21 protein-coding genes and 1 rRNA gene are annotated in these 25,974 nt (G+C 40.7%); 5 read left to right on the forward strand and 17 right to left on the reverse strand.

Annotated elements, in window-relative coordinates; translation table 11 throughout:
- The first annotated feature begins 53 nt into the window (after window positions 1-53).
- Window positions 54-1,553, forward strand: a complete 1,500-nt coding sequence (locus tag EYS00_RS19635; protein WP_130639615.1) for a tryptophan halogenase family protein — start codon at window positions 54-56, stop codon at window positions 1,551-1,553.
- Between the two features lie 218 nt (window positions 1,554-1,771).
- On the opposite strand, the gene EYS00_RS19640 is transcribed toward EYS00_RS19635, so the two are convergent.
- Window positions 1,772-2,248 (reverse strand): hypothetical protein, encoded by a 477-nt coding sequence (locus EYS00_RS19640; protein WP_207301735.1) that lies wholly within the window; start codon window positions 2,246-2,248, stop codon window positions 1,772-1,774.
- Between the two features lie 557 nt (window positions 2,249-2,805).
- On the opposite strand from EYS00_RS19640, the gene EYS00_RS20725 reads away from it, so the two are divergent.
- Both EYS00_RS20725 and EYS00_RS20730 read left to right on the forward strand, forming a co-directional pair.
- The gene (locus EYS00_RS20725; protein WP_207301736.1) at window positions 2,806-3,915 is read left to right on the forward strand and encodes a DNA phosphorothioation-associated putative methyltransferase; all 1,110 of its coding nucleotides are present in this window, start codon (window positions 2,806-2,808) and stop codon (window positions 3,913-3,915) included.
- A gap of 22 nt (window positions 3,916-3,937) precedes the next feature.
- Window positions 3,938-4,606: a DNA phosphorothioation-associated putative methyltransferase gene (locus EYS00_RS20730; protein ID WP_258313045.1), complete on the forward strand. Its 669-nt coding sequence runs from the start codon at window positions 3,938-3,940 to the stop codon at window positions 4,604-4,606.
- Between the two features lie 437 nt (window positions 4,607-5,043).
- Here the strand turns inward: EYS00_RS20730 and EYS00_RS19650 are convergent, their stop codons facing one another.
- From EYS00_RS19650 to EYS00_RS19705, 13 genes are all read right to left on the reverse strand, one after another.
- Window positions 5,044-6,597, reverse strand: a complete 1,554-nt coding sequence (locus EYS00_RS19650) for a DGQHR domain-containing protein (RefSeq protein WP_165399441.1) — start codon at window positions 6,595-6,597, stop codon at window positions 5,044-5,046.
- A 93-nt stretch (window positions 6,598-6,690) separates the two neighbouring features.
- Complete coding sequence (locus tag EYS00_RS19655) at window positions 6,691-7,332, reverse strand: hypothetical protein (RefSeq protein ID WP_130639617.1); 642 nt, start codon at window positions 7,330-7,332, stop codon at window positions 6,691-6,693.
- Between the two features lie 246 nt (window positions 7,333-7,578).
- Window positions 7,579-7,992, reverse strand: a complete 414-nt coding sequence (locus tag EYS00_RS19660) for a hypothetical protein (protein WP_130639618.1) — start codon at window positions 7,990-7,992, stop codon at window positions 7,579-7,581.
- 10 nt (window positions 7,993-8,002) lie between these two features.
- Window positions 8,003-8,830 carry a phosphoadenosine phosphosulfate reductase family protein gene (locus EYS00_RS19665; protein WP_130639619.1) on the reverse strand — a complete coding sequence of 276 codons (828 nt, stop codon included), beginning with the start codon at window positions 8,828-8,830 and terminating at the stop codon, window positions 8,003-8,005.
- Between the two features lie 14 nt (window positions 8,831-8,844).
- Window positions 8,845-12,291 carry a hypothetical protein gene (locus EYS00_RS19670; RefSeq protein WP_130639620.1) on the reverse strand — a complete coding sequence of 1,149 codons (3,447 nt, stop codon included), beginning with the start codon at window positions 12,289-12,291 and terminating at the stop codon, window positions 8,845-8,847.
- Window positions 12,292-13,215, reverse strand: coding sequence for a DUF4007 family protein (locus EYS00_RS19675; RefSeq protein WP_130639621.1), 924 nt, complete (start codon window positions 13,213-13,215; stop codon window positions 12,292-12,294).
- A 709-nt stretch (window positions 13,216-13,924) separates the two neighbouring features.
- Window positions 13,925-14,251 (reverse strand): YbaB/EbfC family nucleoid-associated protein, encoded by a 327-nt coding sequence (locus tag EYS00_RS19680; RefSeq protein ID WP_130639622.1) that lies wholly within the window; start codon window positions 14,249-14,251, stop codon window positions 13,925-13,927.
- Window positions 14,252-14,283: 32 nt separating this feature from the next.
- The gene (dnaX, locus tag EYS00_RS19685; RefSeq protein WP_130639623.1) at window positions 14,284-16,713 is read right to left on the reverse strand and encodes a DNA polymerase III subunit gamma/tau; all 2,430 of its coding nucleotides are present in this window, start codon (window positions 16,711-16,713) and stop codon (window positions 14,284-14,286) included.
- Window positions 16,714-16,730: 17 nt separating this feature from the next.
- A complete protein-coding gene (gene apt, locus EYS00_RS19690; protein WP_130639624.1) occupies window positions 16,731-17,267 on the reverse strand; it encodes an adenine phosphoribosyltransferase in 537 nt (178 codons plus the stop codon).
- 23 nt (window positions 17,268-17,290) lie between these two features.
- Window positions 17,291-17,413 (reverse strand): hypothetical protein, encoded by a 123-nt coding sequence (locus tag EYS00_RS21120; protein ID WP_258313044.1) that lies wholly within the window; start codon window positions 17,411-17,413, stop codon window positions 17,291-17,293.
- 141 nt (window positions 17,414-17,554) lie between these two features.
- Window positions 17,555-18,292: a DUF2063 domain-containing protein gene (locus EYS00_RS19695; protein ID WP_130639625.1), complete on the reverse strand. Its 738-nt coding sequence runs from the start codon at window positions 18,290-18,292 to the stop codon at window positions 17,555-17,557.
- Window positions 18,289-19,131, reverse strand: a complete 843-nt coding sequence (locus tag EYS00_RS19700; protein ID WP_130639626.1) for a DUF692 domain-containing protein — start codon at window positions 19,129-19,131, stop codon at window positions 18,289-18,291. Before EYS00_RS19700 ends, EYS00_RS19695 begins: the two co-directional genes overlap by 4 nt.
- A gap of 94 nt (window positions 19,132-19,225) precedes the next feature.
- Entirely contained in the window at window positions 19,226-19,579 is a 354-nt protein-coding gene (locus EYS00_RS19705; protein ID WP_130639627.1) for a hypothetical protein, read from the reverse strand.
- Window positions 19,580-19,833: 254 nt separating this feature from the next.
- Between EYS00_RS19705 and EYS00_RS19710 the strand changes: the two genes are divergently transcribed.
- Window positions 19,834-23,085, forward strand: a complete 3,252-nt coding sequence (locus EYS00_RS19710) for a winged helix-turn-helix domain-containing protein (RefSeq protein WP_130639628.1) — start codon at window positions 19,834-19,836, stop codon at window positions 23,083-23,085.
- 34 nt (window positions 23,086-23,119) lie between these two features.
- On the forward strand, window positions 23,120-23,482 hold the full coding sequence (locus EYS00_RS19715) for a DP-EP family protein (RefSeq protein ID WP_130639629.1): 363 nt from the start codon (window positions 23,120-23,122) through the stop codon (window positions 23,480-23,482).
- A 100-nt stretch (window positions 23,483-23,582) separates the two neighbouring features.
- Here the strand turns inward: EYS00_RS19715 and EYS00_RS19720 are convergent, their stop codons facing one another.
- The 3 genes from EYS00_RS19720 to rrf form a co-directional block, all read right to left on the reverse strand.
- Window positions 23,583-24,533 (reverse strand): diguanylate cyclase domain-containing protein, encoded by a 951-nt coding sequence (locus tag EYS00_RS19720; protein ID WP_242618849.1) that lies wholly within the window; start codon window positions 24,531-24,533, stop codon window positions 23,583-23,585.
- A gap of 172 nt (window positions 24,534-24,705) precedes the next feature.
- Window positions 24,706-25,620 carry a class I SAM-dependent methyltransferase gene (locus EYS00_RS19725; protein WP_130639631.1) on the reverse strand — a complete coding sequence of 305 codons (915 nt, stop codon included), beginning with the start codon at window positions 25,618-25,620 and terminating at the stop codon, window positions 24,706-24,708.
- A gap of 218 nt (window positions 25,621-25,838) precedes the next feature.
- A 5S ribosomal RNA gene (gene rrf / locus EYS00_RS19730) occupies window positions 25,839-25,954 on the reverse strand.
- Window positions 25,955-25,974 lie beyond the last annotated feature (20 nt).

Raw genomic sequence — 25,974 nt, forward strand, 5'->3', positions numbered from 1 at the left:
ATAAACCTTCACCAGTAGGTTGGTACAAGGCCATAAATTTGGGGAACCAAAAAATGAGTAAGGCAGTTAAACACCTGGTTATTGTAGGTGGCGGCACCGCAGGGTGGATGGCGGCGGCCAGTATGCAGCGCTTTACGTCGTTAGGTGCTTTCGAAATTACGCTTATAGAATCACCCGATATTCCTACCGTTGGCGTGGGCGAAGCAACGATTCCCAACATCGTTAACTTCAACCGCAACCTTGGTATTGACGAAATTGACTTTATTCGACAAACCCAAGCAACGTTTAAATTAGGCATTCAATTTGAAGATTGGGCAAACCAAGGAAGTCACTTTTTTCACCCCTTCTCAGATTACGGCATTGCCATAGACGGCATTGGTTTTCATCACTATGTAAACCGACTGAATCACGCGGGCCATAAGCTTCGCCTAGCCGATTACTCAGTAGTGTGTGCCCTTGCCGAACGCAACAAGTTTGCACAACCTTTAAATCCGCCACCCAATCCACTCGCCGATTACGCCTATGCCTATCACTTAGATGCGGGCTTATATGCCGAGTACTTAAAAAAGCTGTCGGTGTCTCGCGGGGTTAATCACATTTCCGATAACCTTGCCCATGTGGATATTGATGAAAATAACGGCTATATCAAAGCAATACAGTTAGCCAGTGGACAACAAATTCAAGGCGACTTTTTTATCGACTGTACCGGTTTTAAGGGGTTGTTGATAGAACAAGCCATGCACACCGGATACGAAGATTGGAGCCAGCATTTACTGACCGACACAGCCCTTGCGGTGCAAACCAAAAGTAGTGGCGAACCACTCCCCTACACGCGTTGTATGGCCAAAAAAGCGGGATGGCAGTGGCGTATTCCGCTACAGCACCGTACGGGGAACGGCTATGTATTTGCCAGTGATTTTGAAAGCCATGCCGATGCTGAAACAAGCCTATTAAGCAACATAGACAATACAACCATTACCGACTTAAAAACTATTCACTTCACACCGGGCAGACGTAAAAAGATTTGGAATAAAAACTGTTTTGCGCTGGGCTTAGCCTCTGGCTTTTTAGAGCCACTGGAATCTACCAGTATTTCTCTGATTCAAACAGCGATAGCCAAGCTACAAACTTTTTTCCCACATGCAGGGTTTAGCCAAGCCAGCGAAGATGAAGTGAACCGCCTTCACAACCAAGAACTTGAACGTATTCGCGACTTTTTAATACTGCATTACAAGCTGAACAATCGTGATGACAGTGAATTTTGGAAAACCTGCCGCGACATGACAATACCCGACAGCCTTGCTCACAAAATAGCGATGTTCCAAGACACAGGACACATTGTTGAGTACGACCATGAGTCGTTTGAGCCAGCGAGTTGGCTGACTATGTTTAATGGGTTTGGTATTCAGCCCAAACAGCTTGATATTCGCGCAGAGCAAATCAAAGAAGAAAAGCTTGTGCCCTATTTAGCACAAATGCGCGAGGCTATTCGTCAAGCGGCAGACAATGCCGACACGCACCAAGGTTTTATAAACAAACACTGCGGTGTGTAGCGGTTAGCTACCACCGCATCCGCCCCCCGAACAACCGCTTGCGCCGCCGTCGCCGCCACCAGTGCATCCACCGTCACCAGCGGTACCTGAACAGCCGCTCGAACAGCCTATATGAGTAGCACAGTAGCTAGCGCCAGCTCCACTATTGCCACTACCGTCATCTGACTTTTTACAGTCGAGTTCGTAAGTAAAACCATCATCAATAGCAAGCGCTGAATCTATAGCAAAAATAAGGGTAATTTTGCAGGTGACAGCGGGTTGATGTTTTCTCTAAAGCACGCAATGCGCCACGCCCGTTTAATTCCCGCTTGGGCCCCTGTTGGCGATTCCATTGCCTCGGCAGGTGTGTGATGAATGAATCGCCCCAGCGCTTGTTTACAAAAATAGGCGTACTCTTTGGTAAAGAGTATAAATTCATGCCACGCCACATCGATAACCTGAGATGGCATAGCCACTACGCGGTTTTTCCCTGCAATATTGATCACATGAAAATACTCACGAAGACCACGCATAACACCATCGAGATCATCTTCAGACAAATGAGGGTAAACCTTGTGAACTTTCGCTTTTATTCCCTCGGGAAACGCATAGGTTCGAATCATCTTTTCTCGGTAGCGCTTCACGTTTCGGTTGTAAATCACTGCTGCAATGAACAATAAAAAAGCAACACCACCCGCGAGTAAAATAATATGCATAACCATCCCTGAATCAGTTTACATAGGGTTTTTATACGTTAGCTGGGGGGTTTGAATCAACTTGGTGGGGACAGAGGCTAGTTTGGAGAAGCTATTGGTGCTTTGGAAATGTTAATTAGGTTTAGCGAAGACGTCAAAAAGTTTTAGAACTTGTTGCTTGCGCTAGCATCTGATGACTTTGAAAGCACTTTCGGCCTTGACTCCACTAACATATCTACCTAAACGGAGGTCTATACTGTCAAGAGTTAAGCGTACTGGTGACTCTTAATGAATCATTTTTATACGCTGAGCACTCCCCGTTACTCCACTTCTGATTTTCAAACAAACTATATCAAGTTATAGTCGTATACTGAGAACTAAACAACTGCTTGTACATAGTATATATTAATAGGCACTACCGAGTATACCTCATGGCTTAATAGCCAAGACACTAAAAAAGCACTGTCAATCAGTGATTGCCAATTAATGCACCAGCGATTAGCCGGGAAATTAAAGTTCAAGAAAGTCGGTAACGCATATTTCTATTTGATCCCTTCAGAATAGGATTGTTCTAGTTAATGGACTTTAAAGAATATAAATCACTAGTTGCCAATGTAGTTGTTGGAAAGTCGTTGCCTGACTCTATGTACGTTCATATTTCCGCGATCGACGCTTTGCCTAAAGAGCTGTCAATTTTGATTGGTCGAATACTTACAGGGCTTAAGATTAAAGATGGTAGTTGGAACATTATTAAGTTAATGAAACGTGACTTTCGAGTTGCACTACTCAATTATCCTGATTTTGATTCCTACGCATACCCAGCGTTAGTGCAGAGTACGAATATTGATTTAGAGAAATTATCTGTACGAACGACAAGTTATCAAAATTCTAAAAACCCGCCAATTCTGCACCGAAAGGAAACCTTTGTTAAAGCTGACTATCCGTTGTTAGCACTTTTTAAAGAAATCACTGAAGAAGGCGAAGCTGCGGGGCTTTTTGAAAATACAAGAAGCATTGGCTTTCAACAGAACTGGTTGAAAATCATAAGAACAAAAGGTTTAAGCCTAGATGACACAGGCAGACTTTTAGGTGAGGCTAAACCCAATATTGAAACCTCAGAATGCATCGATGTTCAACGACACCTAACAGCTATTGAGCGCAACAAACTCTCAGCTCCTATGCAGTTGTTGGCTAAACACGGATATTTAGATGGGGAGTTTTCTATATTTGATTATGGATGTGGTAAAGGTGATGATGTTCGTGAGCTTGAAGCTCATGGATTAGATGTTAACTCCTTTGATCCCATTTACCACCCTGAAGGTAATATCGTAGAGTCTGATATCGTAAACTTGGGTTTTGTTATCAACGTCATAGAAGATAAACAAGAGCGGATTGATACTTTAACAAAAGCATTTTCATTAGCTCAAAAAGCACTGGTTGTTTCCGCCATGCTTGGTGGTGAATCCTTAATTAAGCAATTCACTCCATATAAAGATGGAATAGTTACATCCAAAAATACGTTTCAAAAGTATTACTCCCAATCAGAGTTAAAACACTTCATAGAAAACAGTCTAGCTGAACAAGCATTCGCTCTAGGACAAGGCATTTTTATCGTATTTAAAGATGAAGACGATACTCAAGAGTTTTTATTAAAAAAGGCAATCTTACAAGAGGGAATGGCAGCATAAATTAATAAAGGCCCCCAAAGCAATTTCAAATGAATTCGACGAAGTTAAATATAAAAAGCACAAAGAGCTTTTTGATGCTTTTTGGGAATTAACCTTAGATCTTGGCCGATGCCCAGCTAACGACGAATTTGAACAAACTGAGCAAATTCGAAGAGTTTTAGGTTCACATAAGAAAGCATTAGATGGATTAACTACGCTATTTGGTGAAGAAGAATTAAAACTGTCTAGGCGACTAAGAAAAGAAGACTTGCTTGTTTACTTTTCATTAGGGTTATTTGAGAAACGTAAAGCACATAGCCATATGCCTGATAGACTTAAGCGCGATCTGAAAGCATTTTTTAGGTCATATAATCAAGCGATTGAGCTTGCAACTGAAATGTTGTTTTCTCTAGCGTCAACAGAGCTAATAGAAGAAACGTCTTTAGTTAGCAAAGAAAGAATTGGATGCGGAGAAATACTCGAAAATCATTCATTCATTTTTCATAATGACTATTTAGGTCAAGTGACTCCAGAGTTACGAGCTTATGTAGGTTGCGCCGCACAATTGCTTGGAGATATTGATGAATTCGATTTGATAAAGGTCCATTTCGGTTCAGGAAAAGTTTCATTTATGAAATATGATGACTTTTCAAAAGGCGAACCATTGCTTTTAAAAAAGAGTAAAAGTACGCTTGAGAGACCTAGATTTTGATACTTTTGAATATGGAGGGGCTTATCAAGCCCCTCCACTTAAAAACAAAGACCTTTACATTCAATCAAGGTCAATCTTATAGTTTGGTTTATCTAAAATTAATAGCATTCTTGTACTACAATAGTCAGCAATCATTTTCTCATTCTTTAACGATTTTCTCTGCATGGCTACTGATTTAAGTCCATTCAGTAAAAGACAAAAGCATCTTTTGACTACCAGGAAGAGATTTATTAGCAGATTTATCCATAATTCTTTCAATATATTCTTCAGATGTATCGACTTCTGAGTTGTATCTATACCAATACAAAATTAGAAGCTCATAGATTTTCTTTACTGCACTATTTGAGTATTTAATAGTTTTTGAAACTGGGTTTTTACTAATCCCTTCCCACAGTTCTCCCTCTTCTGAGGACACTTCATCAAGTAGTATGTTTGTATCAAATATTCCTTGCTTTTCGAACTGGTTTGCAAAAGTAAGCCACTTTTCTAAAAATTGTTCTTGATCTAGCTGTTCTCCTAAAATGGCCTTTCGCTGATGAAATGCAAATACAGTAGCTTTTTAAAAAAGCTTTCTGCCAAACAACCATGAAAGCCCACTTCTTACTCTTAAAGGAGTTCAATTGAGCCTCTGGTAACTCTACTTTCTTTTTTAATTCATCCTCAGACCAAGATGTTGTTTTTAGTGTTTTTTGAGCTGATGGACTTAAGCTGTTATAGAAAGCCAAATCGCCATCTACACCTCCAACCTCCTTAGATAAGTCCCAAAATGCCCTATAAGGAGAGAAACCAGCAAAAACTCCATATATTAGTGGGCGATAGTTTTTATTAAATGAATCTACCGCAGCCAACGAATATTCATACGGCAATATCTTAATTGGCTCTTCATCTTCAATAACTTTTGGTAAGCAATAATCCTTAAGGCTCAATTTCCCTCTGTATACGTCGGCATATTCACCTTCTCCATTTTTTATAAATGAAGATAAAAACAGTGAGTCTTCGACACTATTGATAAACTTGAGCACAAAATCCTCGTCAAGAGGGTCTTCTGGATACTTTATATTAAGCAGGTCCTTTATAACCAAGTGCAAAACACTAACGGAAGTAAAATGAGAACCAGTGTCAAACTTTACCGAGTCATCATTCCAATTTACTAGCCCCAATGGCAATCTTAAAGGGGATTCCTCACGAGTTTTCTTACAAAGTAAATTACGAGTACAGATAGACTCTAAATCTTGATCATCAAGCAAGATCTGCCTAGCATTGGACACCAACTTAGCGTGTTTATTTAAATCTACAAACACTTCTCTAACTACTGATAACAAAGGATTATCGTCTGTATTACCTACTACATCAGGCATATCGAACCCAACTCGTTTATCTAGTACCAAGAAAATAACAGGAATCCTTGTATCTCGTTGAGCTACGGTTAAGCTAGAGGTCTCGACAAACTTTTTTAGCGCTGCTAATCTATGCTGTCCATCAATAGTTGCGGCAAAAACTTTTTCTTCATCCCACCTCAAATATTGGATATTCGATGTGCTTTTAGCTTGAAATGCTACTTGAACACCACCAACGCGAACCTTTTCATAATTTTCTTTGTTATAGGGTGCTTCCGCTGGCGGATCATATGCTAAGTCTTGATAAGAACTTTCCAATTTTCCTGTTGCAGACACTGGCAACAATGCGACAGTTAGCGCATTAAAGAACGAACGCTTCTCTTTTCTTTTCAGATAATTAACTACTATATCTTCTTCAACTCTGGGCCAATTAATGTCTCTTTGAAAAAGCTCTTCTAATGACCACTTATGTCTTTGATCCGAAGGCATATCCTCAACCAATTTTAAGTGCCTATGCACTTCTTCTAAAGTAAGATTTGCTTGAAAGTATGGAACACTGTAATTTGATAATGCAAAATCACCTTTAAGTACAGCCTTAGTTGGCGTATATTTATAAGCTGCGTCCAGTCCCTCTTCTTCAATAAATTCGCTCATTTTATTCTTCTCCATCTATAATATGGCCGCCTATTTTTCCGATAAATCTAGGCTTGCTGTAACGTGTAATTAATTCTTCTAATAAATGTAATTTTAGCTTTTTTCTGGATTTTCTGAGGTACTGACATTTCCAGCATTAAAAAACGCCATTAGACTTGTAGATTCTTGAGTTATGTCTTCTTCTTCCATTAATTCTGAATAAGAAATCTCAAGGTCATCTAAAAGGATATAATTTAAATTCAAATCCTTATAATCAATCCCTTCAGACGATAACCTTCGAGTCAGATCTGAGTCTGCGTTCAAATGCTGCTTAACGCGCTTATTTAGGTCATGTGATTCGCCGACGTACATAGCCGACGAGAAATTACTTAGCTTTCCAATAAATGCTTTTAAAAATTTGATAAAACTAGGGTTTTCAGTTTGAAGCTTTACAAAGTTTATAGGCTTGATGTAGCTGAATGGGAAATTCATTCCATACCTTATGCCAACGCTTTCAAAAGCACCTAAAGTGCTATTCAATTGCATACCATGAGGTAAATTTAGTATTCGTTCTAGTTCACTACATACACTATCAGCCCACAGCTCAATACTGCCATATGAATCAGGCTGATAATACTTTTCTTCCATTCTCAAATTGAGAGTGAAGCTATATATTGCAGGAGCTTCAGGTATCGTTTCCAAAATAAATTGGATAGGTGTTTCACCTTTGAAAGAAATTGTTTCCCAACTTTCCATATGTAGTCCTTTAGTTAAAAGCTGCTTTTAAGATATTAGAGTTAGCTTTGCCCTTTTTTATCGCCTCAAAAATATCTGAATACATTGCATTTTTTAGAATACTACTTTCCAAAACTTCTTTTTGCGATGATGTTTCAACATAGCCTTCAAGCTGATTAAAAATATTGTAATATTTTCTTAATGCGGAACTATAAATTGAAGCGTGGCTTTGCACTTTTTTATAGGTGGCACTTGTATTTTGCGTATCTATCGAAATGCAAAAGTCACAAAATAAGAAATCTTGTAATATGTTGGGATGTTTTCACTAGACTGTTTGAATTCATCAATATCTTGTTTCATAACATCAAAAACTTCACTGAATACTTTAATATTATGTTCCAGTCCGGTTGTATATAATTTAGTGACAGCAAGCTCTTGTTCTAAATCTGAATTTTCTCTTAGCTTTTGATATTCCTCTCTAGTCAAGGCCAGCTCAGATTGCTGAATGAAAAGCCCTCCTGCCAACCAAATAAAAGCAAGCGCTCCTGCAATACCAGCAATTGAATCTCCGATTTCGTTTAAATGTTCGGGTATACCAACTCTACTTACACCATACCCGAATACGGACAAAACTATAGCAGTCAATAAAATACAGACTACGGTAATAGATTTTGACTTCATAACTTCCTTTTTATAAACTACAAATTAAACACGCTTGATCTTCAGGATCATCCTCTTCCATATTTTCTAAAACAGTTTGCCACTTTTCGCGGTCCGTTGTTTTGTTAGTGAATATGATCCCTTTTTCTTTTTCTTTCTTCTCTGCTAATTCAACCACCTCATCCAAGGTCATACCTTGAACCCATGTGTAGCCATTACCTGATTTTTTCTCAATCTCTTTAGCTTTTGCAAATAAATCCGGGTGTCTTCGTTTTAGCCCTAGCCATTCATCTCTTCTTTGGAAGAAACAAAAAAAACAACCAGAGCGTGAGCGCCATTCATAATATTTGGGCACTCCAACTGTTTCTTCTAAAAGCTGATAAATATCAGCTCTTACCAGTTCATCTTCTTTAAAAGGAAACACAGCTTTTATCGTTGGCTTAGAGCTAATATACCCATCTCGGTGCTCATCAGCCCTAATACCTATATAACTAATCACAGGATCATCGCCAACGAACTGCTCGAATGGTTGCAGTTTAAGTTTCACCGTACACCAACGTTGTCTGGGTGATGGTAAGTAGTCGTTATTTACTTTTAACCAGTGTTCAAATGGCTTTTCACTACCAATACGAACAATTTCTTTACCCAAGTATGATTCTAAAATTTCCAAAAACTCATGTACTTCATCTAGTTCAGCACCAGTATCAGAGAAAAAGTATTCTATTTTTTCATGAATGTCTGGGTAGTTATGTTTAATGTGAATCGCTAAAGCAGCACTATCCTTACCACCGGACAAGCCAAGAATATGTCTTGAGCTTTTGTCTGCTAATGCTTCTTTGATTGTAAAATCGTTCTTCATAATAAGTGGCTGCTCTACTTTTGTTCTTCTAATCTGTCATCGACGATATCAGCCAAGGCTGTAAGCACTAAGTTTGGATCTGCGTTCTCAAAAAGTTGCTCAATTTGACTTTTTAAATCATCCGCAGCTTCTTTTTGTGAGTCAGATATTGCTATCATCTTATGCTTCTGCGCTTTCCCTTTCTTAATGCTCTTTAACATAACAACTTCAAAGTCACCAAGGTTTTGGTCTCGTTCTTCTTCAGCAAAGTGCTTGATATCCAATAACTTTTGCTTAAACCCCGCAAGCTTATAATCAGCTTGACTTCTATCCTTATCGTACCATTTATGAGGTGGTTTAGAAGCTAAAAATGTGAGTATATTTTCAAGCCATTGATAATCACTACCTTCCTTGTTAGTTAAGCGTGCTATAAACGCCTTTGTTCCGTCAGTATCAACAGAGTAACCATCAAGTCCTAAAAAACTGCCACGTATACTTTCTCGAATATCAGAAATTTCGGTCAAACTATCAAAGGAAAATGCCGTAGCAATTAGCCTAAGCTGTTCGTAGAGCATCTCTTTGTAGTGATATTTCAACTCTCGTAACGTTTCAGTTAATACCTCAGAAAAGCTAGATAATATTTTTTCATCACCATTTTCAATTACGTCTTCATTAAAACCGAGTGCTTTGGGCAATTGATTGAACAGAAGTTTATGCGGAGACTTACTTGTCTCAAAAACTTTGGATAACTTTTTAGCTTTTGTGCTCAATGTTGGTGAAGTGGTATGGCGCGTATATTCTTCTAAGTCAGCAATAAACTTTGCTAAAGGTCTTGCTATATCTATCACTGTTCGCTCTTTTAAATCAGCTTTATCACCAAATAAAGCTGATTTATAACTGCTAAACAAGCTAGCTTTTAAACCTTCAATTTTAAAGCTCTGAACCGAGAATAAATGAGGCACTTTGAGGAAGCGCTCTGCTGCTTCTATGGTTAAAGATGGTTGAAATTTCCCTTCTTCAAACCATGCAAGTTCATTTTGTTTAACCAAATAGTAAACTAGATAGACTATTGGTAGAACCCCTTCTTTAACGCCGTAAGGTGCCGATTTTAACTCTTCTGATATATCAACAAATGAGCGTGCTGAATCTTCAGCAGAAGACGCGAACTTATCTAAACGTGTCCAAACAGGCACTAAAGATGATGTCTTATTAGGTTCAGATAATACCCACTTTCCTTTTATCTGTTTGTGAAGACCGTGTTCTAAAATAAGTGATAGGTACATTGATTTTTCTGGTGGAAATTTATCACTTGAAAAGCCAAGCATTTCTTCTGATGCGTTATGTATCAGTCTGTTAATCAACTGTTTTCTGCCAGCCGCAGCTTGGCTAGATGGTTTGTCTTTGTTTATCAACTCATTGTGAAAACTAGGTGCCTTTTTATAAAGGCTATCCATTACATCAGACAGTACAGACTGCAATTTCCGGCTTGATTGAACTTCTAGTTTAAATCCATCAAAGTACCAGTCAGCAAGTTCAGGCTGTGTAATACATGACTTTGCCAAGTTGTGACCTAACTGTATTGCAGCAGCATAACGTTCAGAGAACTCTTTCTTTGCTACAGGATCTTCTTTTAATGCTTGCGAAGATTCTTCAATTCGTTTCAATGCAAATATCTCAGCAAAAGCATCTTTTAGTTGCGAAGAGTTGCGAGCTAAAACAGCTATGTTTTTCTTGCCAACTTGCTTTACAAGTTTGTTAAGAAACAAAGTTTCATCATCTTGACCGAAAGACAAAAAGAATATGATTTTAGGTGCACTCGTTTCCCGTTTAATAGTGCAGTTAAACTGTGTAGCATCAGTAAACTCTGGAAGATAGTATCTTATCGCTCCATTAGTTATGGTGTATTTCTTGGCTACAATAGGCTCAAGTATTTCAGCTTCATTTAACTGTTCAGCTAACGAGAAGTTTCCTAACATACTTAACTGATTTTGAACTTCGTCTTCTAAGTCGAAGTCACTACCTTGCCACACACGATATTCATCATTAAATGCTCTATATGTAAGTATTGATTTTGAAACTAGCAAAGAAATATCTTGTTTATACTGAGATTCATCAGAGTAAATCGTTTTAAGTAATTTTTCTGACGGCTTAAATTGCCCTTTACTACCAATGATGTTGAACAAGCCAATTAGCTTTAACAACTTAATTGCTGAAACGGGCGCATTATTACCAAGGCGCTCTAATGCGGAAATAACTTCAGCCCATCGTCGATGAGTCGTGTTGTCGGAAATAACAGATGCTTGATTTGTGATAAAATAGTCAAATACAATATCAGGATCAATGAAGTCTCCAATTCCAACCAGTTTCTTAACTGAATCTTCAAACCCGAATTCTTCTTTACTTCCCAGGAAACTAAATAAGGTTCTCTCATTCTGAGCTAGTTTTTGACACAAATATGGCAACAGCAACGACGTTATCGGATGAAGTGGGTAACAACCATTAAACAGTGCAGACGCATCTTCTAATTGAAGAACACTAGGAAGAGCTTTTTCAGTGTTAAGTGCTGATGTCACTTTTTCAACATTAGCCTCTACATGTTTTGATTCTTCTTGATCAAAATCGTGAGCAATAGCATTAGCTACGACTTTTAATGTTTGTTCAGCTGACTCCAAAAATGGAACCTCTTCGTACCGACCTTGAACCTTAGCCCACTCATTTTTTAAGCTTTCACCAAGACCTTTCGAGTATTGTTCAAAAGACTGGTGCAGCATAACAAATATTAAAAATGTACACTCGCTTGCTTCACATGCTTGCTCCGCTAAAGTCTGAAGCGTAAATATATCGTTTGCGCCGTAGTGTCTTGCTTCGTACTCTAGAAACTTGCCTAGCTCGTCAATTACAAGCAAAATACCCCTAGGTTTTCGAGTTGTAAGCTTGTTTAACTCTGCTTGAGTTTGAGCGAAAAAGTCGGAGACGTCTTTTCCAGTGAGATTACTAGATATTGCTTCTTTAAGCTCTTTAATAAATTTAGGCTTAGGGCCTTTTCTTGATGACCAATAGACACTTACCGCATTATGAAGCCCCGACAGAATTCGCTTAGATAGAGGCTCTGGGGAGCCTGAAATTAGAACCTGAATATATCCATCTGAGCCTTCAACATGTTGTTTAATTATTTTCCCATGCTCAATATTATTCGACTCTAAAACCTCGTGCGATAGCTTAAACTCATCAGAATCTGAGTTACTGAGCAGATGAGAGAGAAAAACACTGAAAGACGACTTTCCTGAACCGTACGGCCCAATCAGAGAGTATGCTCTTGGGGCGAGTTCATTATTTAGTACGCTTGTTATTCTCTCGTATAAGCTTTTTGCTCTTGCAGTTGGAATATACGACGATATTAATTTCTCATTATCAGAATCTCGCTCTAAGTTAATAGAACGAGTATATAGGCTGTTAACACTAATTTTACTATGAAGGGTCATCTATTTATCTCCTTCATAGTACGCTCTGAGATAATCAAGACTGTTGAGTTCATTTACTTTATACACTTGGTGTACACCCGCAGTTTCTCGAATTTCAAAATTTCCAGGAATTGAATCAATAGCTCGCTCGATATGCGCTAGAGCACTATTTTCAGGTAACCTGAAAACGGCACCAATAGCGACACTTAACTCTCTGCTGTAAACTAACTCTTCAACAGACAAACTGGTAGCTGATTTAAAGTTAAATAACTCACATAAGGCAAAACCAATAATATATGGAGATATATCTCTATGTTTTATTTGTGAAGAGAACTCTTTGTTTAGTTTACTTTGAATTAGATTCAACTCAACAAGTGGTGAATCAAGAGTATCTTCAATTGCAGTTTTCTTATCCAATTGACTTTTTGCATACATACGAGTTAGCACGCTAACGTCATTTTTTAGCGTTGCAGTTGAGATTTTGGTGTCTATGTTTTCTTTTGCAAAGTCAGAAATTGCTGTCTTCAGTTCTTCTTGAGTGAAATTGGACTTATGGTAAAAATTGAAAAACCAAAATGGAGTTGTTGCCAGTTCCGCATTAGATGCAACTAACCAATGTATTAGCCATAACGTATTTTTATCCTCTAGATAAGCGTCCCAACCTTCTTCTTTTTCGGTACCCATTAAACAAGTACCAAGCTCTGTAGGCTTCAGACCTTCTTTAGTTGACTCAAAAAGCTTGGTCGCTTGTAACCAATACTTAATAGAAGAAACCATGTTCTTACCAGCACCCAAAGAGACAACCGCCTCCTCTTGGCGGAAAAAGTCTAAGTCGCTATTCTGAGAGAATTCATTTGCTTTCCAGAAACCTTTAGTAAGCCATCCTAAGCGACAAAAAAATGTTTCATGCCTACCAAAGGCTGTTTTATTAGCTATTAACTTCATTGTCTTTATTTTTCTTATTGTCGTTAAGCAACTCTTTCGACTGTAGTAAAAACCACTCTTTCAAAGTCATACCGTTTGACTTTAATTTTGTGTAAATTTCCTGCTTTAACTCAGGATCTATCTCAATGACGAGACGTCCGCTTGTACCAATGCTCATGATATTAATTTATGTTATGTGACATAACACCCATGATACTGTTTATATATCCAGTTTCAAGTAAATATTAGCATTGATAACTTAAAAGGCTAGAAAGCAACCTACATAGTTTCCTATGCAGATTCCTATATAAGGTCAGGATTAATTTTGGGACTGAGAAAGCTCGCGACTACTTGGTTAAATACCCACACTCGCTTGCCTAGGTAGAGCCCTCAATGATTTTAGGCTAACACAATTGGGAAATCTGGCGGTCCAAAAAATCAAATTGCCTCTTAATAATTAGCGCGAAATTAACTTGGCTCGCAGAACAACAAGGCCACTCCCCACTTAACATGATTTCGCAAATTTACGGAAAATGGAATAGAGATGATAAGCCAAATTACATGGGAGTTTTGGCATGCTAGCTTTGACAAACCTACTAACCAAATATCCTTATTCTAAGACTCAAAAGTCCAGATCTAAAATCTGGACTTTTTATTATATAACTCATGCCCAATAGTGACTAACAAAAACGTAGACTTCTACACCCCATATAAAGTAAGGGGTTTATGTCTAAAACGGCATTTTAAAACCTGGAGGAAGTGGCATTCCGCCAGTAACTTCGCCCATTTTTTCTTTGCTAGTTTCTTGCACGCGGCGCACGGCGTCGTTGAACGCTGCTGCGACTAAGTCTTCAACCATGTCTTTGTCGTCGTCCATGAGTGAATCGTCGATGTCTACGCGACGTACATTGTGGTTACACGTCATGGTAACTTTTACCATGCCTGCGCCTGCTTCACCTGTGACTTCCAGCTTTGCTAAATCGTCTTGAACTTTTTGCATGCGATCTTGCATTTGCTGGGCCTGTTTCATAATGTTGCCCATGCCACCTTTAAACATATTTTCTCGCCTTTGTTTTGGTGTGAATAATGCTACCTTGGCTTAATTGAGGCTTCGACCACAGAGGCGTCGAAGCTAGCCAGTAGCGTTTGAATTTGATCATCCGTTTGAACCACGTTTTTGGCGTGGTCTAAACGCATAACTTGAATATCTTGTTGTAATTGAAGCGGTGTTTTATCGGGGTTACCCAACGACATAGAAACACTTACGCCTTCACCTAGCGCGTGATGCAATGCATCTACCACTTGCTGTTTTGCACTATCATTTATTAAGTGCGACTGACTTTGGTCAATTTCAAGTGACACCTGGTCACCTTCTCTTGAAAAAGTAGCATTTAATACGAGTTGCTTGAGTAATCCAGCCAGCGGTAATTGCTCAACCAAGTTACTCCATTGGTCGATTTGACTAGCATGAACCAACTTACTGCCATCATCAAGATACGCTTTTAAGTCGCCGTTATACGTTACTTCAAGGTTCTGATTTTCTTGATGATTAAATGGTGCTTCTTGAGGCGCTGACTCTTGAGAGATTGGCTCGGGCGCTGAAGTGTGTGCTTCCTCTTGGAATTGAGGTGCACTTGATTCCCACGGTGGTGTATCGTCCACTGGCGACGCTGATTGTAACGCAGGCTCTGGCTCAACCATTTGGGGCTGAGGCGCTTGTGGTTGCGGAGCCGGTGATTGCTCAGCTTTGAATTCTTGAGCTATGGGCGCAGCATCCAAAGGCTCATTGGCGCTTTGGTCTTGCTCTGGCTGTGGTCTTTTGAGTGCAGCTAACGACGGTGTATCGTCACTAGACTTTTTTACTGCGGCTTCAGGCTCCTCCTCTCGCCGCTGCTTCATGCGTTGACGCAATGCGAGCATTTCAGAGGTTGAGGTTAACTGCTGCTCTTCTGAAAGTTGATTTTGCGGTGCAGTTACGTTCTGGTGTTCTGGAATGTAAGGCTCGCTTTCAGGCGGAAGCATATCGTCGTGATGATAGTTTTCAACCGGTGGATACGGCTCCATTTGCTCTACAGGTGGAAATTCTTCACCCATAAAACCGTTTTGCGGTTCACTTGCAGGTTCAGCTTGTTCAGCCACTGTAGCTTCTTGTACAACCTCAGTAGTAGGTTGCTCAGTAGTTTCATTAACTTGTGCTGAAGCTTGTTCCGCTGCTGGTGCCTCTTGTGGAACAACAGGAGCTTCTTCCACACTTGTTTCAGTTACTGGCTCTTCAACTGATGGCTCTGTAGTTGCTCGCTCGGTTACTGGTGATTCTGTAACTGACACAGCTTCTGCACTTTGTACTGGCGCTGCCGACGCGCTTGCAATAGGTACATTACCGCTCCCCGTAGGAGCTTGTGATGAAATCACGTCGTCAATATCGGCCAATGGTGTTTTGGGCGCAAAGGTCATCATTCGCAGCAGTGTCATTTCTAACGCACTGCGACCATCGGCGGCCAAGGGTAAATCTTTTCTGCCTTGCAGTACTATTTGATACAACAACTGAACTTGCTCTGCAGGAATAGATTTAGCCAACTGATATATGGCTTTTGCAAAGGTTGTTTCTAGTTTGCACGCCTCTGGCACCCACTGGGTCAGAGCGATCTGATGCAATAAGCCATTGAGTTCAGCAAACACTTGGTCGTAATCTGGCGCTTGTTCGGCTAATGCCTCTACCAATGCCATGACTTCGGCGGGTGTTTTACTTACCACACTGTGAAGCAGCTTGAGCAGAACGTTTTTGTCCATTAACCCAAGCATATCGGTTACCACCGACGCTGTTACCTGATTACCACCTTGGGCAATCGCTTGGTCGGTCAAGCTTAGGGCATCACGCATACTGCCCTGTGCAGCGCGTGCTAACAGCGTAAGCGCTGGCGCTTCAAAGCTGATGGACTCTTGACCCAGAATGTGAGTAAGCTGCCCTGAAATTTGCTCGCGAGATAACGCTTTTAGATTGAACTGCAAGCAGCGAGACAAAATCGTAATGGGCAGTTTTTGCGGGTCGGTGGTTGCCAGTAAAAACTTAACGTGTGGCGGCGGCTCTTCTAAGGTTTTTAACAGTGCATTAAAGCTGTGCTTTGACAGCATGTGCACTTCATCGATAAGATAAACCTTGTAGCGCCCGCGAGTCGGTTTGTACTGTACGTTATCAAGAAGTTCTCGGGTGTCTTCAACCTTAGTGCGAGACGCCGCATCTATTTCGAGTAAATCGACATAGCGCCCCTGCTCTATTTCAACACACGTACTGCACTTACCGCAGGGGTTAGCCCCTTGGCCTTCATCACAGTTTAGACTTTTTGAGAATATTCTCGCGATGGTGGTTTTACCAACACCACGAGTACCGGTAAACAGGTATGCGTGGTGTAATCGGTCATTATCAAGGGCATTAGAAATGGCAGACACAACGTGTTCTTGCCCCACTAATTCGCTGAATTTACCGGGGCGCCATTTCCGTGCTAAAACTTGATAACTCATCGTAGGTAAAAGGCTCCCTATTCGCCTTCGAATTCACAAATGGTGTAGCTTGAAATGCCTGCCTCAGACAGTTTTTCATAACCGCCTAAGTCTGGTAAGCCAATGATAAAACCGGCGTGTTCTACTTCACCGCCCAAGCTTCTGATCAGCTTTGCAGACGCATCAATAGTGCCACCTGTGGCAAGTAAGTCATCAATCAACAATACTTTGTCACCGGGCTTAATGGCGTCTTTGTGAATTTCTAATGTATCTGTGCCGTATTCTAAGTCGTAAGTTTCGCTTACAACTTCACGTGGCAATTTATTTGGCTTGCGAACAGGTACAAATCCGATACCCATTTCAATGGCCAGAGGCGCTCCAAAAAGGAAACCACGGGCTTCGGTTCCGGCAACCTTATCAAATCCCATTCCTTGATATCGCTCAAGTAATAATGAGATAGAGCTGCTGAACGCTTTGTGATCTTCTAAAACGCTGGTAACGTCTCTAAACAAAATACCCGGCTTAGGATAGTCGGGTACGGTTTTTACAACTGATTTTATATATTCGGCGGTCACGATCTAGCCTTAAGAAAAACGTGTTATAACCAGAACGTGAACCAACCACAGATGATGTGCATCAGTGGGAAGGCCAATAGCGTTACTAGTGAGGCAAGAAAGTACCATTTATTATAGACTTCTTTGAAATCTGAATTGTCAGCCATGTGTACAACCTTAGCAAAATTTATTAATAAAAATGGTGCTAAATGGTAATCGAAAGACGGCCGGAAAGACAGCGTTTATAGCAATAATGCGCGATAAAAACGGTCACATTGCGTATTTTTAAAGCGGCATTGTGTACAAGACTATTCTGATTTAATCAGTATTTCGCTTTCAAGCATGGTACTTATTGTATTTTCTACACCCTTAGCAATAGCGTCGCGAGATACTTGAGGAAGCTTTTCAGTCAAGGCTTCTACTAACGCCTCAGCCGTAATGCCCTCATCACATTGCTCTATGGTATCCAGCATAATGGCCGAAATTGGGGTCACCGTAACAAAGTTTACTTCGTGACTGCTGTTGCGATACACCACGTAAAAGTGTCGCTGCGCGGAAGGTTCAGTAGGCTGAAATTCTTCACCTATCATATGTACCGGATACGCATATGACACCAACGACGCCAGCGGAGAAAACACCAGAGTTCCTTCGCTGCCTTCGTTAACTGCTTTACCCTTGCGAATACTGATATCAAGCTCTAACCATTCGTAGTGCACCAATTCACTGAAAAATTCGGGGAGGAGCTCCACGATTTTGGGCGATGCAGACAGGTACTCTACAAAGGCTTTACTGATATCAGCAAAGTACGGGCTTTTGCAGCTGTGATGAATGAAAAAATCTCGCGCCAATTGGGTCCACTGCTTTTCGGGCAGTAACTTTTTGGCAATGGGAAAAGCCGACGCTAAAAAGCTTTCAATATTGTTGAAGAACAAAGACTGATATATCGCCATACGGCGCTGAATGTCTTCGTTTTGATATTCAGCCGAAGAGGGATCTCGTATATCGCGAGCAAAAGCCTCTTGGAGTTCAATATGATTGTCGATCACGCTAACGCTCCACTCACCATTTGGGAAGAAACTCTGCGCTGGATCGCTTTGATCTGTTCAACTTCTTCCAGCAACTCTTTGATATCTGGAATGTTGAAATCACGCTCAAGCAATGTGGGAAACACACCGTGAGTAAAATAAGCTTCTTCTAACAGTGCCCATACAGGCTCAATAACACTAGTGCCGTGAGTGTCCACTTTAAGGTCGGGCGCCTCGTTGTAATGGCCAGCAATATGACCATAAACAATTTTTTCAGACGGTAACCCTTTGATAAACGCGCTAGGATCGTATTTGTGGTTAATGCTATTAACGTACACGTTGTTTACGTCGAGTAGCATTAAACAGTTAGATTCGTTTAACACCGCGTTAGTAAACTCTAATTCGGTAAGTTCTTTCGACGGGCTAATATAATAAGACACATTTTCTAAGACCAACGGCCTTTCAAGTATATCTTGTACTTGCTTTATTCGCTCAGATACATGCTTTACTGCACCTTCGGTGAAGGGAATAGGCATCAAATCATACATATGACCGTTGCCAGAACAGTAACTCAAGTGTTCGCTATAAAGTGTAATATTGTGCTTATCTAGGAATGTTTTTACTGATTTGACAAACTCCACGTCGAGCTTGTCTAAGCTGCCAATAGACAATGACAACCCGTGAGTAGAAAAAGGGGCCTGAGAAACGCATTGCTCAAATCTTTCCTCAAACTTACCACCAAATGGGATCCAATTTTCTGGCGCTACTTCCCAAAAATCTACCTCTTTAGGTAATGTAGGAAGTAAGGATTTCAACATCTCTCTTCGAAGCCCTAAACCTGCACCGTGAATATTCTTCATTTAGTTACTACCCATTTATTTAAGCAAAGGCTAAGAAAGTGGACTGTATCTGCAACAGCCCCTTTCTAGCTGTGTCATTGTGTACGCGTAACGATTAACCGCCGCACTTACCTTCGCCACATTTACCTTCTTCTTCTTTACCTTCGCCGCATTTGCCTTCACCACACTTGCCTTCAGCTGCAGCAGCGCCGTCTTCAGCAGCGTGAGCTTCACCTTCACCACATTTGCCTTCGCCGCACTTACCTTCTTCTTCTTTGCCTTCGCCACATTTACCTTCGCCGCACTTGCCTTCACCACATTGGCCTTCTTGTGCGAACTGCTCGTAGCCAGATTCTAATGACTGCATGCCAAATAAATCATCATCAGCAACTACTGCAGTAGATGCCAAAGACCCAAGAACAACAGCACCTAACGCGGTAGCAACAGCTGACTTTTTAACTTGTTTCATCGATATTTCCTCATGACTTATTGTTGATAGTGGCATGCATCATACATGCGTATCAATAAAGACCTTGGGCACATCAAATCCCTTTCAACAAAATTAATTTTTTTATAAACACATGATAAATATAAAACTATTTACACAAATAATTAACTTTGATGCTGTTAAAGCATTTACCCACCCTCAAATTTAAGTTAGCTTATTTTCGGGAACTATGCCGAAGTTCATCACTAAATGTGCCCGTAAAGGCAAGGATATGAATGATTAATCAGCAGTTTTATTTGGGCGATTGGCTCGTAGAGCCAAGTTCAAACACTCTTCAATTGGGAAAGACAAAGCGTACTGTTGAACCCAAAGCTATGGACGTGCTGCTACTGCTTTGCCAGCAAACTGGTGATGTAGTAAGTGCTGACGACATTGTTGCCCAGTGCTGGCCTGAATCTGTGGTTGGCGATAACCCTATCCACAAAACCATTACCCAACTACGAAAAGCACTCGACGACAAAGCCAGTGCGCCAATCTACATAGAAACCATCAGAAAACGAGGATATCGGGTTATTGCCGATGTTCAGTTTATTGATGATGACCAATCAAAAGCGGCTAATACCGATTGGGAAGGTCAATCTCCCTTCCCTGGACTTTCCGCGTTTTCAGCCGATGAAAGTCGTATTTTTTATGGTAGGAACGCTGCCGTTCGTCAACTGCTTACTAGGCTCTCTGATCAATTTAGTAGAAAGCGTCCATTCACTTTAATTATCGGCCCTAGCGGCTCAGGTAAAAGCTCGTTAATACATGCGGGTTTGCTGCCCAGATTACTTAGCGACAAAGGTGCCAATGGTGTTCACGGATTAAATTACGCCAGTATCGATTTTGCCGATGTCGCATCATCGCAAGTGTTGAATGAAATTGCTGCCTATATGCTTGATTGGGATGTAAACGACACTCCTTTGTTTGACGGGTACAGTACCGACAAACTTGCTAGGTGGTTGTTAACTGCTCCAGAAGAAGTTGCTACCCATATACAAAACGCATTGACTGCTCTTTCGGATACCGCAGCACACACTTGCTTCGTTTTGGTTTTAGACAGGCTAGAAGCTTATTTGTCGTGTCAAAAAACGTCTTTTGCCGACAAGGCCAAAGTATTCGATATTCTAGAAGTGCTCTCTAATAGCAATACCTGCTTGATCATACTGGCGTGCAGAAACGACTTTTATCCATTAGTGGCAGACTACCCGGTGCTAATGCGAGGCAAAGACAGAGGAGCACATTTTGATTTGCTGCCGCCCAGCGCCGCAGAATTAAGCCAAATGATCCGCCTACCCAGCGTAGCCGCAGGGCTTAAATGGGAAGAAGACACGGAGTCAGGTGCCGCACTCGACGATATCATACTCACTGATGCAGCAACCCAGCCAGACTGCCTGCCGCTGCTACAATACACCCTTCAAGAGCTATATCTTCAACGAAAAGACAACGTATTGCTACAAGGAGCCTACAAGGAACTTGGCGGTATTGAGGGCGCTATTGGGCACAAAGCAGAAAGTATTTACCAAGGGCTTGCTGAAAACGTAAAACAGGCGATAAACGCCGTATTACCACTGGTGGTATCCATGGCTGATGAGGGTAAGAACTTAGCCAGCCGCACAGCACAGTGGAGCGAACTTAAAAGCGAAGAAGAGAAGCAGTTTGTTGAAGAAATGGTCGAGCAACGGCTATTTGTTTCTCAACTTCATCAGGACATACCGTGTTTTAGAGTGGCCCATGAGGCGGTGTTAAGACGCTGGTCTCGCGTGAGTGAATGGTTAGCACAACACCAATCGGCACTCGTTATCAGAAACCGACTTACCAACCAGACTACCCAATGGCTAAACGACAACAAAAACAAAGCATTCTTGTTATCTGAAGGAAAGCCACTTTCCGACGCCGAATCGTTGCTGAGCACATACCGATACACACTGACAGACGACGAACGTCTCTATATCAAAGCCTCACAACGAAACGTAAATAAAATTCGTTGGATAAAAAGAATCACTGTATCTGCACTCGCCTTCCTTACTGTGGTGTCCTTAGCTAGCACCTATCGCAGCCAGCAGTCTGAAATGCTGGCAGAGCGCAAGCGGGTTGAAGCAGAAAACTTAATGGGCTTTATGATTGGCGATTTCGCTGACAAGTTAAGAAGCGTCAAGCGAATGGACCTATTGGAAGGCATAAGTGAGCAAGCACTCACTTATGTTACACAATCTCAGGAACAAAGTAGCGACGGGCTATTTACCCCCAAGCTCCCCCCTGCAAGCTTTGAGCTTCGCTTTCAACACGCACTCTCATTACAAGCAGTAGCAGAAGTTCGGTATTACCGCGACGATGAAGCAACCGCGAAAGCCACTTATGAAGAAGCTGAAATTCGACTTAACGAACTACTTGCAGAGCAACCTGAACATTTTGAATTGTTAAAGGCAGCGGGAGCGAATGCGTTTTGGTTGGGGCAGATTTCATTGGATCAAAGGATGTATGTTGAATCGAGAGCAAAGTTTGATCAATACGTAGAGTTAAGCAAACAGCTATTAAGCGCCTTTCCCGGTAACCCTATTGCACTTCTGGAACTATCGTATGCATACAGCTCGTTAGGAAGCATAGACTACAAAACATTCGAATGGGACTCAGCACTTAATCACTTCAATAAATCCCTTACTCTCAAACTCCAGCATAATGCGCTTGAGTCAAATATGAGTCAAGTTAATAGTTACACCGCTGATACACTATCCTGGATAGCTTCAACTCTCGAACACAGAGGACAAATGAGCGAAGCTAATTCATATTTAGACCAAGCGAAAGAACAACTAGAGAAGCAATTATTAAGTAACCAAGGAAACGCCGAAGTAATTGAAACTCTCGTATATATTTATCAAAACTTAGCTGAACTAAATGAAGTCATGAATAAGCCTGAAATCGCGATCTCCAATCTGAAAGCGGCCAAAAACTACATTTATCGTGCGCTACAACAAGATCCAGAAAATGCTTACTGGAGACGTGACTTAATGTATACAAATTCAATGATTTTGAGAAACTCCATACATATAAACGAGACAACAGCACATCAAATTAATGATATACGATTGATGGAAGAGCTGCTTTTGATAAAAGGCGCTGAAAAGGCGAAACTAATCCTTGCTGACTATTTTCAGCATAAAGGCGAATTTCGATACAGTGATACCTTACTGTTTGAAATAGAGAACAATTTTACAACTAGTACAGAAAGCCTCACTCCTGAATACATCTTAACCAATGCAGATATACTAGTGGCATATCACAGGATAAAAATAAACCTGAGTCAGAATAACCAAAATTATTCAGAAAATAATTGCCATGCCCTCGAAGCGGTAACTGAAAACCTTATGCAGGTAAGTTCGAAGCCCAAATTTCTCGTTGCAGCTTATATTGCAAAAACATGCCTCGGTAGTTTGGAGGAAGCTAAGGCAATCTTTAACAAGCTAGAAGTTATGAATATTCACCCATGAAGTTTCCCAAGCCAGTACAAAAAGGAGTACTACGATGACAGCACCGACTATTAACTTTACGGTATCCGTCGACACAACAACAAACCCTGTTACTTATACTATTTACGATTCACAAGGTAATCCGACTACAGACGCAGTTGTTGTTACTATCGCAAATACGATTATTACATACACATTAAGGCCAGACAGTTCTGATTTACAGTTTATTTCCCCTGTAATAGCAGGAGACCCTGGTCACGACCTCAGTGTTAATATATCTAAAGATGGGCAAGCTCTTACAATTATTGATTCAAACGCAGATGAAGAGGATATTTCGTTAAAGCTTGTTACTGTTCCCAAAGACAAAGTATATATTAGCCCAGATCCTCAGGTTAAGAATCGCCCTGCTGGTAACTAATACTCATAGTAAACGCCCATTAAATGGGCGTTTCTATTAGACGGCAATAAATCTGATAAATTAGTTGTTACTCAATCAGACTACTGTTCTCAGGTTCTCTCTACAAATAACAAATCTGGTCTCGACCTTGTGACTTAGCTTGATACAACAAGGTATCAGCAGCGTTCACCAAACCCTCACTCGACAGATAACGTCCATCAATATGCGTGGCAACGCCCATACTTACTGTTAACTGACTGGCTTGTTCTGCCATAAATTGGCGGGTGCTGAGCTGTGATATATGGCGTTTGATTCGTATTGCCAATAGTTGTGCAGTTTGCGCCGTGCAGTTAGGTAAAACCAGTGCAAATTCTTCACCGCCATATCGCGCTGCAAGGGTATCTCTGTTGGGTAAACTGAGTGATATAGTTTCACCAATACGCTTGAGACACCTGTCACCTGCTATATGACCGAACTGATCGTTAAAGTTTTTGAAATGGTCGATATCGATAAAAATTACGCTAATAGGAAGATTTTCACGCTCACACTTGTCCCACTGCTGTCCTAAATAATCTGCAAAGTGGTGTCGGTTGGCTAAGCCTGTTAAAAAATCAGTATTGGCTTTGCGTTTTAAACTACCGTACTCGGCTTTGTGAAGTGTTAGGTCATGCAAGATACAAATGTACAGTGTGTCGGTAAAGGTCAGTTCTGCTGGTAATGTGGATATAGACATTTCTACACTTACAAGTGAACCATCATCTCTTCGCAAACTCATTTCAACTGGTGGTGAACTTAACGGTTCATGCTTATCGCCACTCAAACATGTTTTAATGAAAGCTGAGGCACTGCCTGAGGCATCATTTACGAATGCAGAAAGGTTTTGCGTTATTGGGAACTCGCGATCGACGCCAAGTAAAGTTGCGGCCAATGAATTGACTATTTCAATACGGCCCTCTTTGTTAATTACTAATACCGCTTCATTTAGAAAATTAATCATTCTTGCGAGAGAGCAATCTTGATAATAATTAAACAATGGTTGTCCGTCTGGGCTTATTGGTGCTTTATTAATCATTTGTGAGTACATCCTCTACTACCCTATTTAGTAATTGATGCAACAAAGATTACTCGAGCGCCGCAAGTTTATCCTTCCGACAACCTTACGATTCAGACCATTGATTTAATTGAGTTTTTATCCTTTCGGAAGATTAAGAATAGTGAAAAAAACAGGAATTAAACCTAATTACTTAGGCCAAGTTTGCTTTTATTGACACACCTAGCAACTCATCTCCATGGTGTAATCGACTATGAGTAACATTGGTGAAACCTAATTCAGACATCGACACAGACAAACTGTCCATTCGATCATTGTCTAATGCGACTGAAAGTAAGTTATCGAGTCGTTGTGCAAGAGTTTTCATTTCGCTTCGGAAACTTTTGAGTTTGCTTTTACGAGATTTAAAGTCGATTGATGAAGAAGACATTGTATCTTTGAGTAAATCTGGAAACCCAGTGCCGTATAAGCCAAATTTGTTAGCACGAGATAACTGTTGAATTTGCGAGTTCAGAGAATGGCGATATTTTTCAGCAGTAGGGTTATTCTTACCAAACTTGTGAATAGCGTTGACGAACATAGACATTACATCGAAGGGGCCGTTCTTAATCATTACCTCGTCTACCGCTTTGCGAATTAGAGCATTGGGCTTAACAATCACCGAGTCTTTATGATGCATTACAAAGCAAACCTCTCCACCTGACTTCACACTACGCGAAAGCTCTTTGAGTGCTTTATCCATGTTGGTATATTCAAAACCAAATTGCGAAATAGCAACATCTATGGTGCTGCTATCAAATGGTAGAGACTCTGCTCGTGTATTCTGGTGGAAACGCACGTTTTCTTGAGACAGGTGTTTAGGAATACTCAATTTGGCAGTATCAACGCCTATATAGTTTGGTTGGCTGTACTTGAAGTTGTTTAACGCTAAATCAATTAGCGCCCCGTTACCGGAACCAATATCAACAATATTACAGTGAGGAAGGTTATGATTGCGCAGAAACTCTTGCCAAAATGAAGCGATTTCGCCTGAATAGTTATCTTGATTCGATTGCGCAAATGAACTCAGATGACCCGCTTTCCAATAGTCAGACCAATAATCACTCATTAGATACACCTTCCCTATACTGCTACTTTGAGAATACTTAATTTGCGGTATAACCGTATCATGTATGGACAGTGTAAAGTCCCGCTTAAGTCTGTTTTAAATATAATTTTTATTAATTAAAGAATATAAAACAAGCAATTTTGGTTATAGAAGCAGGTTGGAATTTATGAAATGCACAAAGCAAAAAACCCGCCATAAGGCGGGTTTCTTTAATGAGGACCTGGCAGTGTCCTACTCTCACATGGGGAAGCCCCACACTACCATCGGCGCTAATACGTTTCACTTCTGAGTTCGGAATGGAGTCAGGTGGTACCGTATCGCTATGGCTGCCAGGAATAAACTGGTTAACAATTT

Origin of the sequence: Alteromonas sp. KUL49 (assembly GCF_006538345.1) — a bacterium.
Classification (GTDB): domain Bacteria; phylum Pseudomonadota; class Gammaproteobacteria; order Enterobacterales; family Alteromonadaceae; genus Alteromonas.